The organism is Szabonella alba (genome assembly GCF_016765775.1).
GTDB classification, from domain to species: domain Bacteria; phylum Pseudomonadota; class Alphaproteobacteria; order Rhodobacterales; family Rhodobacteraceae; genus Szabonella; species Szabonella alba.
In genome coordinates, this window is sequence record NZ_JAESVN010000002.1 from 419,576 (window position 1) to 433,609 (window position 14,034).

Consider the following 14,034-nt stretch of genomic DNA (forward strand, 5'->3'; position numbering starts at 1 on the left):
CCTCCGATGTGATGCGGCGCGGGCGGGTCTGTGCCGCCCTTTGACCGCCTTGCAATGGGTCCGGCACTGCGGATCGCGGGCCGGGGGTCGTGGAAAGACAGGGGCAAGAGCGGCGGCAGGCGCAGCCCGGTCGCGTCTCAATCCTGCTTGGAAAGACATCTTCTCCGGTCCTCCCCATCCCCAAGACCGACACGGGCAAGATTGCCCAATCTCGATAAAGTATACAATATTTAATATCGAATTCTACCCACCTCGGCGCCGGACCGGGCGTGTGCGCCCGGTCCGGACCGAAGCAAGGCGGCGTCCCGCGATGGTTCAGCGGGGCAGCACAGAAAGAATGGCGAACAGGTGCCGCAGGTCGGTCAAGGGGGCGGGACCGGCAAGGGGCGCATCGGGGCGGAAGGACCTCAGGCCCCTTCCGCCCCGATCAGGCGGTCCAGTGTCAGGGGCAGATCGCGCAGGCGCTTGCCGGTGGCGTTGAACACCGCATTGGCAATGGCGGCGGCAACTCCGGTAATGCCGATTTCGCCGATGCCACGCGCCCCCAGCGGTGACCGCGGATCGGGAATGCCGGTCCATGTCACGTCAATTTCGGGCACGTCCAGATGCGCGGGGATGTGGTAGTCGGCAAGGCCCGGATTCATGATCCGCCCGCTGCGCTCATCGAACAGCACTTCCTCGCTCAGCGCCATGCCCAATCCCATGATCATGCCACCGCGCAGCTGGCTGACCGCCATGCGCGGGTTCAGGATCGTGCCGACATCGAACACCCCCAGCAGCCGCGTGACGCGGAGTTCGCCGGTGACATCGCTGACCCTCACCTCGCAGAAATTGGCCGAATGGCTGAGCATGGCATATTTGAAGATCTCAAGCGGCGGCGCGCCGGTTTCGGTCACGCTGATCTCATCCCGTCCGGCCCGGGTCAGGATATCCCCATAGGTTTCGCGGCGCGTCGGGTCCTCGATGCAGACCAGACCGCCCTCGGCCAGCCGCACCTCACCGGCGCGCAGGCCTGCCAGCGGGCTGGCATTGCCCGCAAGGCGCAGCAGCTCCACGGTCAGCTTGCTGGCCGCCGCCGCGATTGCCGCTGCAATCGAAACGGTCTGTGACGAGCCGCCGGCGACCGGCGCGGCGGGCAGGTCGGAATCGCCCATCTCGAAGGTGATCGCGTCGAGGGGAAGGCCCAGCCGGTCGGCGGCATGCTGGGTCTGCACGGTGGCGGTGCCCATGCCCATATCCTGCGCCGAGGTGGACAGGGTGGCCTGTCCGTCGCGCGTCAGCCGGATGCGCAGCGCGCCGGATGGCATCCGCACATAGGGGAAATTGCCCGCCGCACAGCCCATGCCCAGCAGCCATTCCCCGTCACGCCGCGCACGCGGCATCGTACTGCGCGCGTCCCAGCCAAAGCGGTCGGCACCCTGCCGCCAGGCCGTCGCCAATGCGCGTTGTGAAAAGGGGGTGCCGGTCAGCGGATGCGTTTCGGGTTCATTGCGCAGCCGCAATTCGACCGGGTCGATGTCCATCGCATGGGCCAGTTCATCTACCGCGCTTTCAACGGCGAAACTGCCCACCGATTCCCCCGGTGCACGCATGAAGGTGTTGGGCACGATATCAAGATCGAGATGTTTCTGCCCGAAGCGATAGCTTTGCGCGCGATACAGCGAGCGGGTGCCCAATGTGTATTGTTCGGGGCTGGCCGAATAGGGCGGCATCACCGAATATCCGGTATGGATCAGCGCGGTAAACCGCCCTTCGGCATCGGCCCCGATGGCGACGCGCTGTTCGGTCGGGCTGCGCCCGCCGACCATTCGGAAAACCGCCTCACGGCTCAGCATCAGGCGCACGGGGCGGTCCACCATCCGCGCGGCGGCAACGGCCAGAACCTGATGGTCCCAGAACCCCTTGGCCCCGAAGCCCCCGCCAACGAAGGGGGACAGGACGCGAACATCCTCACGCCGCAGACCGAAAAGTTTGGCCAGTGCGGCGGCGGTCGGGGCGACGGCCTGTGTCGCATCATGCAGGACCAGCCGGTTGCCGGTCCAATGCGCGGTCACGCCATGCAGTTCGATGGCGGCATGGTTATGGCCGGGCGTGGTATAGGTGGCATCGGTGCTGAAGGCGGCCTGCCGCAGGGCAGCCTCGGCATCGCCTGCGGATTGTTCGTTGCGTTCCACAAGGATTGACGCAGGCGTGCGGGCCTCGGGCTTGGCGGCCTGAAAGTCGCTGAGGGCCGGGGCCGTATCGACGCTGAGGTCGATAAGGCGGGCGGCATGATCGGCCTGCTGCTGGGTTTCGGCCAGCACCAGCGCCATCACCTGCCCGTTATAGCGGATCTGGTCATCCTGAAGGATCGGCAGCGCGCTATTGCCGACCGCGCCCAGATTGGTGACCCCCATCAGTGGTACAAGGCCAAGCCGGGGCATGTTGCGATAGGTCAGCACCAGCAGCACACCGGGCGCGGCCTCGGCCGCTGCCGTGTCCAGCCGGGTGATACGACCGCGCGTGACCGGGCTGTTGACCAGCGCGGCATAGCACAGCCCCTCCAGCGGCACCTCGGCGGCGAAGCGGGCAGCACCCCGCACCTTTTGCGGGCCGTCTAGTTGCGCAAGCTGTGTTCCCACCGCGCCGTGCCGCCCGATCAGCGGGTCCGGCGTGCCCCCCGGCAGCCAGCGTTCGGGCACCCAGCCGACAACCTTGCGGACGGATTCGATCAGCGTGTTCTGGACCCGGCTCATGCGGTTTCTCCGATCAGTTGGGCCAGCAGGGCGGCGGCGCTGCGTCTGGCAAGCGGCAGTTTGAAGGCGTTGCCGTCCAGCGGTCTGGCTTCGGCGAATTCCAGCTTCAGCGCGGCTTCGACCGCTTCGGGTGTGGCGGGACCACTGCGCAATGCCGCCTCGGCCCGTGTGGCACGCCATGGCCGGTGCGCGATGCCGCCAAAGGCCAGCCGGATTTCGGCGAAATGGCCGTTTTCCACCGTGATACAGGCCCCGACCGAGACCAGCGCGAAGGCATAGCTGGCCCGGTCGCGCACCTTGCGATAGGCGGATCGCATGGCGGGCAGGGGCGGCGGAAGTTCCACGCCTGTGATAATTTCACCAGGCCGCAATTCGGTTTCCAGATGCGGCGTGTCGCCGGGCAGGCGGTGAAATTCCGACAGCGGCAACGCGCGCGGCCCGTCAGGGCCCAGCAGATGCAGCGTCGCGTCCAGCGCCGCCAGCGCCACGCACATATCCGACGGATGCGTTGCGATACAGGCGGATGAGCCGCCCAGAATGGCGTGATAGCGGGTAAAACCGCCCTGCGCGTCACAGCCCGAACCGGGCACGCGCTTGTTGCAGCGGCTGGCGGCGGGATCGGCGAAATAGGTGCAGCGCGTGCGCTGCATCACATTGCCTGCCACCGTCGCCATATTGCGGATCTGGGCCGAGGCCCCGGTCAGAACGGCCCGCGACAGCAGCGGATAGTCCCGCCGCACCTGCGGATGCGCGGCCAGCGCGCTGTTGCGCACCGCGCCGCCGATCAGCAGCCCGCCGCCGGGTGTCAGCTCGATCTGTTGCGAAAACCCGGTCACATCAATCAGCGTTTCGGGATGTTCGACCCCTTTGCGCATCAGATCGACCAGATTGGTGCCGCCGCCCAGCAGGCGATGCCCGGGCAAGGCTGCGGCAGCGGCGGCCTCGGGCGCGGTGGTGGCGCGGCGATAGGTGAAGGGGTTCATGCCGCCCCCTCCTGCGCGACCTGTAGGATTGCGGCGATGATGCCGTTATGCGCGCCGCAGCGGCAGAGATTGCCACTCATCCTTTCGCGGATCTCCTCGGCGGTCAGGGGGGCGGGGCGGGAAAGGTCGCCGGTGACAGAACTGGGCATGCCCTCGGCCAGTTCGCGCAGCATCGCCGTGGCGGCGCAGATCTGGCCGGGGGTGCAATAGCCGCATTGAAACCCGTCATGCGCAATGAAGGCTTCCTGCAGCGGATGCAGATCATCCCCCGATGACAGCCCCTCGATCGTGGTCACCTCGCGCCCTTCGGCCTGCACGGCCAGCGTCAGGCAGGACAGCACCCGCTGCCCGTCGATCAGCACCGTGCAGGCGCCGCAGCCGCCCTGATTGCAGCCGATCTTGGTGCCGGTCAGATGCAGCCCGTCGCGCAGAAACTCGGCCAGAGACATGCGCGGATCCTCCGGAAGCGGGACTTCCGTGCCGTTGATTGTAATGGCCATGCCTTCATCCCTTGCGGTTGCTGGGGTTGCGATTGGCATCAATATACTACGAGGTTCGTATTATTCAATCTTCGTTTTATGCAATCTTGCTGACCATCTCAATGAAGACCGCGCGTTCTGCGGGGGTCAGCCTGCGCAGCATGTCGCGGAACATGGACTGATACATGTCCTGCAGGGCGCGGGCATGGGTTTTTCCCGCCTCGGTCAGGTCCAGTGCCACCGCGCGGCGGTCTTCCGAGGGGCGGAGACGTTCCAGCAGACCGCGTTTCGCAAGCCGGTCCGTCGCGGATGAAATCGTCGTCAGCGCGACGCCGAATGTCCGCGCGACATCGGACGGACCACAGCCGGGATGCGCCGCGACATGCTGCAGGATCAGCTTGTCGATCTCTGCCAGCGGGCGGCCGCCCTGCGCCGTATCCGACAGCTTGAAGCGCCGCCCCAGCCGGTCCAGCGCGCCTGCAAGGTCTGCAACCTGTTCATCTGTCGGTTCACTCATCCCGTCAGTCTAGTGCCAGCCGCCCGGCGGTGCCAGAGCCCTTTGCTGGGCGTCCGGCCTGGGGATTGCCGTCCCGCAAGGGTGATTCTACATCCGATCGCTGCGGTGCTCGGGGCAGCATCCACAGAAGGCCGGGTTTGCGGGCGGGGCACGGCTGCGGCAGAACGACCGTCATTCCGGCAGCCCCGTGCCGCAGGATCCGCGCCGCTGGGCAGATTCCCGCCTGTTTTTTTGCTACAACCGGAAGATGTTTGCGCGATTGGGGCAAGAGTGATCGGCTTTTCCGCGATAACTCGAAAGGAGGGATCAATGAACGGTTGGAAAACCACGGATGTCATTCCTTGCGTCGGTTCTAATGGCGAGAAGGTGACGATCATTGCGCAGATCCGCGACGCGCAGAACCGGCAGGCACAGCGCAACGCGCAAAGGGTGGGCCGGGCGGCAGGGACCGTGACAGAAAACGCGCCCCGGCCTGCGGCAGCCCCGGTGAAGAATCCTGAAACCGGATCCCATGCCGGACCCGACCTGCGCTATGTTCTGGGCAACGGCCTGCCCGTCGCGCCGCTGGATACCGAGCGGTTCCTGCTGCCGAAGACCAAGGAAATCGTGATCCGCCGGTAGGCGTCGACGGGCGGTCGTCCTCCCATCAGCGCCCCGGCCAAGCGGGGGGCGCAAGGGGACATCTTGAACCCCGCAAGCGAACCCCCCGAACCCCGGCCGTGGCCTGAAAGGCCCGGCCATTCCCTTACCACCCATTCACGCTGGCCACGGACACGCGCAGGTCCCGCCGCCAGTCCCCTCAGCCGATGGCAGGCCCGTCGGTCAGGCGGCTGACCGACTGGGCAAGTGCGTGCCGGTCCAGTCCGAAATGGCGATAAAGATCGCCGATGGTTCCGGTCTGGCCGAAATGTTCCACCCCATGCGGTATCGTGCGGTGGCCGTGAACCGCGCCCAGCCATGACAGGGTTGCCGGATGGCCGTCGATCACGGTCACCAAGGCGCAATGGCGGGGCAGCGCGGCCAGCAGGTGTTCTACATGGCTTGTCGCCTGCGGATTGCCGCGCGCGCGTTCGCGCTGTGCCGCCGTCCATCCGGCGTTCAGCCGGTCAGCCGAAGTCACGGCCAGCACCGCCACATCGCGGCGATGTTCGGCCACGATACCCGCCGCCGCAATCGCCTCATCCGCCACGGCGCCCTGATAGGCGATCACCACCGCGCAGTTCGGCCCCGGCGGGCGCAGCCAATAGGCCCCGTCGATCGCGCCCTGCCGAAAGCCATCATCGGCCCGGCGGCCCGGCTGTTCCAGCGGTTTGGTGGTCAGCCGCAGATAGACCGAACCGCCGGTTTCATCGCGCAGCCATGTGCGTTCGTCCGGGTCCGCCCCGCCCTCGCGCTGCATATAGTCAAAGGCCCATGCCATGATGACCGCCAGTTCATCGGCAAAGGCGGGTTCAAAGGCCGCAAGCCCGTCCTGCGCCATGCCGGTCAGCGGTGTGCCGATGGATTGATGCGCCCCACCCTCGGGGGCCAGCGTGATGCCTGACGGCGTGCCCACGATCATGAAGCGCGCATCCTGATAGCAGGCATAGTTCAGCGCATCGAGGCCGCGATGCACAAACGGATCATAGACCGTGCCGATGGGAATGATCCGTCGCCCCCAAAGATCATGCGCCAGCCCTGCCGCCCCCAGCAGCAGAAACAGGTTCATCTCGGCGATGCCCAGTTCCAGATGCTGGCCCTCGGGCGCGAAGTTCCATTTCGCGGTTGACGGGATACGGTGTTCGATAAAGGCATCGGGCAACGCGTCCCGGGCAAAGAGCTTGCGGCGGTTCACAAAGGCCCCAAGTCCCGTCGTGCCCGTCACATCCGGTGAGGTGGTCATGATCCGCGCGGCAAGATCGCTGTCGCCCCTTGCCAGATCATCCATGATCTTGCCAAAGGCCGCCTGCGTGGAAATCTCGCGCGCGGCCCCGGCTTGTCCCGCTTCAGGCCCGATCTGCGGCACGGGCAGGCGGGCATCGCCATGTCGGCCTGTGCGATTCTTGAAAAACGGCACCTGCGACAGGAAATCGCGCAGCGCCTGCGCATCCTCGACGCCGGCAAAAGTGTCCCATTCCTGCCCTTCGGGCACGCCCATATGGGCCTGCCATTCGGCCATCTGGGCCTTGGTCATCAGCCCGCCGTGATTGTCCTTGTGCCCGGCAATCGGGGTGCCCCAGCCCTTGATCGTATAGGCCAGAAAACAGGTGGGACGGTCATGATCGACCGAGGCAAAACTTTGCGCCATCGTTTCCACGCAGTTGCCGCCCAGATTTTCCATCAGCGCCGCAAGTTCGGCATCGCTGCGCCGGTCGATCAGCGCCGTAACCGCACCCTGATCGCCCAGATCCTCCATCAGCCGCGCGCGCCAGACCGCGCCGCCCTGATAGGTCAGGGCCGCGTATTCGGCATTGGGGCAGGCGTCGATCCAGTCGCGCAGCCGCGCGCCGCCCGGTTCCTCGAACGCCGCGCGTTGCAGGGCGCCGTATTTGATGCGCAGCACCTCCCATCCGAAGGTGCCGAAGATCTTTTCGATCCGCTCGAACAGCCCTTCGCGCACGATCCCGTCCAGCGACTGGCGGTTATAGTCGATGATCCACCATGTGTTGCGCAGGTTGTTCTTCCAGCCTTCCTGCAGCACCTCATAGACATTGCCCTCATCCATCTCGGCATCGCCGACCAGCGCCACCATGCGGCCCGTCGCGATATCCTTGCCCCAGTCCTTGGCAGTGATGAAATCCTGTACCATCGAGGCCAGCGCCGTGATCCCGACGCCCAGCCCGACCGAGCCCGTCGAGAAATCCACATCGCCCGCATCCTTGGTGCGGCTGGGATAGCTTTGCACCCCGCCGAAGCCGCGGAAATTTTCCATCCTCTCCCGCGTCTGGTTGCCCATCAGATATTGCATCGCATGAAAGACCGGTGAGGCATGCGGCTTGACCGCCACCCGGTCGGCCGGGCGCAGCGCCGAAAAGTAAAGCGCCGTCATGATCGAGACCATCGAGGCGGAAGACGCCTGATGCCCGCCGATCTTGATTGCATCCACCTTGGGGCGGATGTGGTTGGCATTGTGGATCATCCAATGCGACAGCCAGAGCAGGCGCTGTTCGATGAGGCGAAGCTGTTTTGCGGTTTCGGTCGCTGTGTCGGTCATGGGTCTCCCTCTCGCGCGGAAGTCTACAACCGCAGCCCGGGCGGATTTCGTCAATTTGCTTGCGCATTCCGGTAAACTGCGCTGGAATCCGGCGTAGAGTTGTAAAAGACAGACGAAAGCAGCCATGAATGACAGAAACACTGGATGAAATCGACCGCCGCATCCTGCGCGAATTGCAGCAGGAGGCGCGCCTGACCCATCAGGAACTGAGCGACCGCGTCGGCCTGTCCCCGTCACCCTGTGCGCGGCGCATCCGCAGGCTGGAATCCGAGGGATATATCACCGGCTATTCGGCGCGGATCGACGAGGCCAAGCTGGGATTCGGCTTCAACGTCTTCATCTCGGTGCGGCTGGACCGGCAGATCGACGACCGGCTGGTGGCCTTTGAACGCGAGATCCGCCGCTTTCCCGAGATTGTCGATTGCTGGCTGATGACCGGCAGTTTCGATTATCTGCTGCGCGTCGCGGTCAGCGATCTGCATGAATTCGAACGCTTCCTGACCGGGCGGCTGACGAAACTGCCGGGGGTGGCGTCGCTGGAATCGTCAATCCCGATCCGGCGGGTCAAGTTTATTCCGGCGCGGCTGGACTGACCGGCGCGGTCTCAGCCCCTGCGCGGGGTGTCCGGCGCGTCCCGCAGGTCGGGATCGTCATAGCGCGCGACATAAGAGTCAATCAGCCGGTCCACCGCCTCCCGCGAGACGCGGTTGTAATCCTCCGAAAAGCCCAGTGTCGCCACCATTTTCCAATGGCCATACATCAGCGCGACAAACAGATAGCCGATCTCGCGGCAGGCCGATTGTGGCAGGGTGGGATGGCTGATCTGCACCTCATGCGCGATGGTGTGATGCAGCAGGTTATACTGGTCGAACAGATTTTTGCGCAGCTTGTCCGACCCTGCCGCCAGCGCGAACATCGCGTCATAGACGGCATCATCGGCGGGCTTGGCCAGCCCCTCACCGGCAAGGAAATTGAAATAGAAATCCAGAAACATCGGCAGTCGCCGGGCGGTATTGGCCTTCAGGATGCCCTGCATCAGACATTCGCGATAGGACGCGGCCAGCGCATCGCAGACCGCGACCATCAGCACCTCGGAATCGGGAAAGTAATGCCGGATCAACTGCCGCGACATATCGGTTTCGCGCGCGATCTGATCGTATGAGGCCATCGGCAGACCCAGCCGTCCGATCGTGCGGATCGCGGCCTGCACAATCTCAGGCCGTCTGATTTCCGAGATCGGTTTCACTATCTGCCGCATCCTTGCCATCGCGGCCCCGTCCGGGGACTGCCGGATACAAGATTAGACAATATGCCGATGGGGTTACAAGCGGTGTGGGTCGGGAAGGGCGGGCGCCCGCCCGCCTGACAGGGGATCCCCTGCAACGGCGGAGGGTATCACCCCTGCCTAACGGCCCAGACCGCGACGGATCATCACCCCTGCCCCGGTCTGCCAGATCAGCGCCAGATCAAGACAGACCGAGCGGTTCTTCTGATAGATCAGGTCCAGCCGCGCCTTTCGCGGGATGCAGCGGCGGGTGTAGACGGCATCGGTTTCTTCGGCCGTGCGGCAGGCGGCAAGCAGGCGTTCCTCATGGCCGTGGATATGCAGGCTGGCCAGACCGGTGATGCCGGGGCGGCTTTGCAGCACCTGCGCGTAAAGGGTGGGAAAACGCTCGACATACTCGCGCAAGGGCGGGCGAGGCCCGACAAAACTCATATCCCCGCGAAGGACATTCCACAGTTGCGGGATCTCATCCAGCCGCGCGCGGCGCAGGAAACGGCCCATCGGCGTGATCCGCGCCGTCTTGTCGCCGCCAGACACGCCGCTGCGCCCGGTCGCAACCGGCATCGTGCGCAGTTTCCACAGGCCGAAGGGCTGACCGGGGGCCTTCATCCGTTCCGCGACATAGAAAAGCGGCCGCCCCTCGACCAGCAGCAGCACCAGCAGCAGCACCGCGAACGGCAGCGCCAGCAGCAGTGCCAGCATCAGCGCCAGCACCAGATCAAGCGCGCGTTTGCCGGGGGTCATGCGGGCAGATCCTTCCATTCGGCGACCATCGCGGCGGCACTGGCGGCGGGCAGCGGCAGCAGGGTGGCAAGCCTTGTGCAGTCCAGCACGACCTGCGGCAGCACGGCGGGGTTTTCGGGGCTATGGCGCCAGTCGATCCCGGCGGCATCCAGCAGTGCGGCCATGCGCAGCGGCGGGGTGGCAGCGATGTTCAGAATATCGGGCAACGCGGCACCTTCGGCGGCCAGTTGCGCCAGACCCGCCAGCACCCGCCCAAGGCTGACAGGCCCGATATAGGACCGCAGCGGCCCGCCCGCCGCCCCCGGCACGGGGTCCAGCGTGACCGGAACGCCCGGACGCGCGCCCCCCAGCAGCGCATCAAACCCCGCGACATTGCCCAGCCGCAGCAGGGTCAGGCGCATCCCTTCGGTCATCGCAAAATCCTGCGCCGCCGCCTCCATCGCGTATTTCTGTTCGCCATAGGCAGATGGTGGGGCAGGGGTCGCATCCTCGGTCAACGGGGCATCCGAGGCGCCGTAAACCGCCGCCGAGGACATCAGGAACACATGCCGCGCGCCCTGATCGCGGGCAGCGCGCAGCGTGGCCAGCGCAAGTGCCGTCTCATCGTTACCGGAGTCTGTCCCTGCCCGTCGACCGCCCGCAAGCCCCAGAACCACGCCCGAGGCCAGCCCGGCAGGGCAGGGGTCCAACGCGATATCCCAGGTGGAAAACCCGGGCCGGGATGTGCGCGCCTGCCAATGGGGTTGCAAACTCGTGGCGGCGGCTGTTTCCGGCCAGACCGCACGAAGCGCCCCGCCGATCCGCCCCGTGGACCCGGTCACCAGAAACGGCAGGACGATCATCTATTCGTTGCCTTCCAGTCGCGTGCGCAATTCCCGCAGCACCGGCAGCACGGCGCGCACCCGGTCCGCCCCCAGATCGGCGACAAATTCGGAAATCAGCGGCGCGATGGAGTGCACGGCGGCATCCCGCGCGGCCCGGCCCGAAGGGCTGATCGAGACAAACTTGCGCCGCGCATCGTCCCAGTCGGGGCGGATATGGACATGCCCGGCCCATTCCAGCTTGGCCAGTGTGTTGGTCATCGCACCGCGCGTGACATGAAAGGCCCGGGCAAGCTGGGCGGGGGATTTTTCCTCATTCCCGCGGGCCAGATGGTTCAGCACGCCGAAATGCGACAGTTCCATCCCGCGCGGCAGCGCCTTGGACACGCGGTTGCGCGCCAGTTGATCGGCCATGAACAGCTCCCCGAACAGGGCAACGGCGATATCCTCATGCGATTCGGCCATCACCCCGCCCCGAACGGACGGTCATGGGTCAGGGACGGAATGCGGGCGCGCGCCCGGTCGACTTCGGCAAGGTCGATCTCGGCGAAGGTCAGGCCGGGTTCGGTTCCGGCATCGGCCAGAACCTCCCCCCAGGGGGCGATGACAAGGCTGTGGCCATAGGTGTGCCGCCCCTTGCCGCCCGAGGTTTCGGGGTGAAACCCGGTCTGGGCCGGGGCCAGCACGAAACAACCCGTTTCAATCGCACGGGCACGCAGCAGGATATGCCAATGCGCCGCCCCGGTGATGTGGTTGAAGGCGGCCGGAACCGTCAGGATCTGCGCCCCCGCCTGCGCCAGATGCCGGTGCAGCGCGGGAAAGCGCAGATCATAGCAGACGGTCATGCCGATCCGGCCCAGCGGCGTGTCGGCGACCACGGCCCGGTCACCGGGCCGGTAGCCTGCGGATTCGCGATACACCTCGGTTTCCGAGACATTCACATCGAACATGTGGATCTTGTCATAGCGCGCGGCGATGCCGCCATCGGGCCCGATCAGGAAGCTGCGATTGGCGAATCGGCCATCGGCATCGCGGGTCAGCAGCCCCAGCGATCCGATCAGCAGCCAGATCCCGGCCCTCGCGGCCTCCTCCTGCAGGGCGGCAAGGGTGGGATCATCCTCTTCATGGTGTAAATGCGCGCGCTGAAAGGCCCGGTCCGAGGACAGCGCATTGCTGCATTCCGGGGTCAGCACGAAATCCGCACCACCCGCCACCGCCTGCCGCACAAGCGCCAGCGTTCCGGGCAGGTTCAGCGTTGGGTCATCGGTGACATTCAGTTGCGCAAGGGCTGCACGCATTGCGTCTAATCCTTCAGCAGCGCGTCAAGCCGGCCGGCCCGGTCCAGCGCATGCAGATCATCGGAACCGCCAATCGGCTGCCCGTCGATGAAGATCTGCGGCACGGTGCGCCCGCCATTGGATCGGCGCGTCATTTCCGCGCGCTGCGCGGGATCGGCCATGACGTCGATCTCGGTAAAGGCCACGCTTTTGCTGGTCAGCAACCGCTTGGCGGCATGGCAATAGCCACAGAAGGGGGAAGTGTAGATTTCAACGGTTTTCATGATGCCTGTCCCCGGGGGTTTTGCCGACTATAGGGATTTAGGTGTCCTTCGCAACGCGCGCCAGCACCACCACGGCAACATCACTGGCCCCGGCATCAAGGCAGGCCTGCGCCGAGGCGGTCAGCGTGGCGCCCGAGGTCATCACATCATCGACCAGCAGCACCGGCCGCCCCTGCATCCGGGCCGCACGGCGGGGATGGGCGCGGATCGCGCCGGACAGATTGGCGAAACGGGCATCGCGGTCGCGCCCGTCCTGTGATCCGGTCCGCTGGATCCGCTGCAACAGATCGGGGCAATGCCCGATCCCCGCCAGACGCGCCAGTGCGGCCGACAACAGCGCAGACTGGTTGAACCGCCGCCGCAACAGCCGCGTCCAGTGCAGCGGCACCGGGGCTGCGATCATTCCGGGTTTCAGCAGGGGCCGGGCCGCGCGATGCATCCAGTCCGCCGCCGGTCGGACGATATCCTGCCGGTCGCCATGTTTCAGCCGCAGCACCAGCGCACGCCCCATACCGCGGTAGGCCAGCGCCGCCCGCCCCTGCGACCATGGCCGCGCAATGGCAAGGCAATCGTCGCAATGCACCGCATGGCCCGGATCCTGCCCCGGCAGGGCCGTGCCGCAGGTGTCGCAGACCAGACCGGACAGGAAATGCACCTGCCGCCAGCAAGCACCACAAAGGCCGAAATCGGATGTCACCATCTCGCCGCAGCCAATGCATTGCGGCGGGTAGATCATCCGCAACACGGCTTGCAATCCCATGCATCCCTCCTATGGTCCGCGCCATGACCGACGCGCGCAATTCCGATCCCGGTGCCCCCACCGGCCCCCGCCTGACCGACCGCAAGGCGCTGGCGCATCACCGCCGCCGCGCCATGACCCTGCCCGACCCGGCGCTGTTCCTGCAGGAGGCGGTGGCCGACGAGATTCAGGAAAGACTGGGCGAGGTTAACAGAACCTTTACAGATATCGCCGTGGTGACGGGTTTTCCCGATCTCTGGCGCGCGCGTCTGCCCGGGGCGCGGATCCTGTCCGACAGCGATCCGCTTGACCTGACCGAGGGCAGTCAGGATCTGGTGATCCACGCCCTGTGTCTGCATTGGGCGGATGATCCTGTGGGACAGCTTATTCAGTGCCGCCGCGCGTTGCGCGCCGACGGGTTGTTGCTGGCGGCGCTGTTCGGGGGCGGAACGCTGGCCGAGTTGCGCGCCGTGCTGGCCGAGGCCGAGATTGCGGTGACGGGTGGGCTGTCGCCGCGCGTGCTGCCCATGGCCGAAATCCGTGATCTGGGCGCGTTGCTGCAACGGGCGGGGCTGGCCCTGCCGGTGGCCGACAGCGACCAGCGTGAGGTGCATTACCGCGATATCCTGCATCTGATGCAGGATCTGCGCGCCATGGGCGAAGGCAACGCGCTGGCCGCCCGTGCCCGCCGCCCGCTGACCCGGGCGCTGCTGGCCGATGCCCAGGACCGCTATGCCCGCGCCTTTCCCGCGCCGGGGGGCCGGTTGCGCGCCGCGTTCGAGATGATCTTTCTGACGGGCTGGGCGCCGCATCCCGACCAGCCACAGCCCTTGCGCCCCGGATCGGCGATGCGCAGCCTGACCGAGGTTCTGCGCCCCGCCGACCCCACAGGTACGGGCGCGGCAGACCCGCCGCCCGGTGATGCGACAACGCGCCAAGGTTGACCCCGCGCCGCTTGCCGTTATGTCAGCCGGTGT

The 14,034-nt window shown here is 66.1% G+C and carries 15 protein-coding genes; 3 read left to right on the top strand and 12 right to left on the bottom strand.

From position 1 onward, the window contains the following. Positions 1-407 precede the first annotated feature (407 nt). The 4 genes from JL811_RS06435 to JL811_RS06450 all read right to left on the bottom strand — a co-directional run bounded on the left by JL811_RS06435 (position 408) and on the right by JL811_RS06450 (position 4,714). Complete coding sequence (locus JL811_RS06435) at positions 408-2,735, bottom strand: xanthine dehydrogenase family protein molybdopterin-binding subunit (protein ID WP_202687664.1); 2,328 nt, start codon at positions 2,733-2,735, stop codon at positions 408-410. Next, positions 2,732-3,718 (bottom strand): FAD binding domain-containing protein, encoded by a 987-nt coding sequence (locus JL811_RS06440; protein ID WP_202687665.1) that lies wholly within the window; start codon positions 3,716-3,718, stop codon positions 2,732-2,734. Before JL811_RS06440 ends, JL811_RS06435 begins: the two co-directional genes overlap by 4 nt. Next, positions 3,715-4,218, bottom strand: a complete 504-nt coding sequence (locus JL811_RS06445) for a (2Fe-2S)-binding protein (protein ID WP_202687666.1) — start codon at positions 4,216-4,218, stop codon at positions 3,715-3,717. The genes JL811_RS06440 and JL811_RS06445 overlap by 4 nt, the downstream gene beginning before the upstream one ends. 76 nt (positions 4,219-4,294) lie before the next feature. Then, complete coding sequence (locus tag JL811_RS06450; RefSeq protein ID WP_202687667.1) at positions 4,295-4,714, bottom strand: MarR family winged helix-turn-helix transcriptional regulator; 420 nt, start codon at positions 4,712-4,714, stop codon at positions 4,295-4,297. 309 nt (positions 4,715-5,023) lie between these two features. Here JL811_RS06450 and JL811_RS06455 point away from each other — a divergent pair, with 309 nt between their 5' ends. Then, a complete protein-coding gene (locus JL811_RS06455; protein ID WP_202687668.1) occupies positions 5,024-5,335 on the top strand; it encodes a hypothetical protein in 312 nt (103 codons plus the stop codon). A 178-nt stretch (positions 5,336-5,513) separates the two neighbouring features. Here JL811_RS06455 and JL811_RS06460 read toward each other — a convergent pair whose 3' ends face one another. Next, a complete protein-coding gene (locus tag JL811_RS06460; protein ID WP_202687669.1) occupies positions 5,514-7,907 on the bottom strand; it encodes a transketolase-like TK C-terminal-containing protein in 2,394 nt (797 codons plus the stop codon). Between the two features lie 128 nt (positions 7,908-8,035). Between JL811_RS06460 and JL811_RS06465 the strand changes: the two genes are divergently transcribed. Beyond that, positions 8,036-8,500, top strand: coding sequence for an Lrp/AsnC family transcriptional regulator (locus tag JL811_RS06465; RefSeq protein ID WP_202687670.1), 465 nt, complete (start codon positions 8,036-8,038; stop codon positions 8,498-8,500). Between the two features lie 11 nt (positions 8,501-8,511). On the opposite strand, the gene JL811_RS06470 is transcribed toward JL811_RS06465, so the two are convergent. From JL811_RS06470 to JL811_RS06500, 7 genes are all read right to left on the bottom strand, one after another. Then, positions 8,512-9,153 carry a TetR family transcriptional regulator C-terminal domain-containing protein gene (locus JL811_RS06470; protein ID WP_202687671.1) on the bottom strand — a complete coding sequence of 214 codons (642 nt, stop codon included), beginning with the start codon at positions 9,151-9,153 and terminating at the stop codon, positions 8,512-8,514. A 159-nt stretch (positions 9,154-9,312) separates the two neighbouring features. After that, positions 9,313-9,936, bottom strand: coding sequence for a sugar transferase (locus JL811_RS06475; RefSeq protein ID WP_202687672.1), 624 nt, complete (start codon positions 9,934-9,936; stop codon positions 9,313-9,315). After that, a complete protein-coding gene (locus JL811_RS06480; protein ID WP_202687673.1) occupies positions 9,933-10,778 on the bottom strand; it encodes an NAD-dependent epimerase/dehydratase family protein in 846 nt (281 codons plus the stop codon). The genes JL811_RS06475 and JL811_RS06480 overlap by 4 nt, the downstream gene beginning before the upstream one ends. After that, positions 10,779-11,222 carry a MarR family winged helix-turn-helix transcriptional regulator gene (locus tag JL811_RS06485; protein WP_202687674.1) on the bottom strand — a complete coding sequence of 148 codons (444 nt, stop codon included), beginning with the start codon at positions 11,220-11,222 and terminating at the stop codon, positions 10,779-10,781. Next, positions 11,222-12,055: a carbon-nitrogen hydrolase family protein gene (locus JL811_RS06490; RefSeq protein WP_202687675.1), complete on the bottom strand. Its 834-nt coding sequence runs from the start codon at positions 12,053-12,055 to the stop codon at positions 11,222-11,224. Before JL811_RS06490 ends, JL811_RS06485 begins: the two co-directional genes overlap by 1 nt. Positions 12,056-12,060: 5 nt before the next feature. Further along, positions 12,061-12,318 (bottom strand): glutaredoxin 3, encoded by a 258-nt coding sequence (grxC, locus tag JL811_RS06495; protein ID WP_202687676.1) that lies wholly within the window; start codon positions 12,316-12,318, stop codon positions 12,061-12,063. 37 nt (positions 12,319-12,355) lie between these two features. Then, positions 12,356-13,078: a double zinc ribbon domain-containing protein gene (locus tag JL811_RS06500; protein WP_202687677.1), complete on the bottom strand. Its 723-nt coding sequence runs from the start codon at positions 13,076-13,078 to the stop codon at positions 12,356-12,358. A 23-nt stretch (positions 13,079-13,101) separates the two neighbouring features. On the opposite strand from JL811_RS06500, the gene JL811_RS06505 reads away from it, so the two are divergent. Then, complete coding sequence (locus tag JL811_RS06505) at positions 13,102-14,001, top strand: methyltransferase domain-containing protein (protein WP_237684832.1); 900 nt, start codon at positions 13,102-13,104, stop codon at positions 13,999-14,001. Positions 14,002-14,034: the final 33 nt, after the last annotated feature.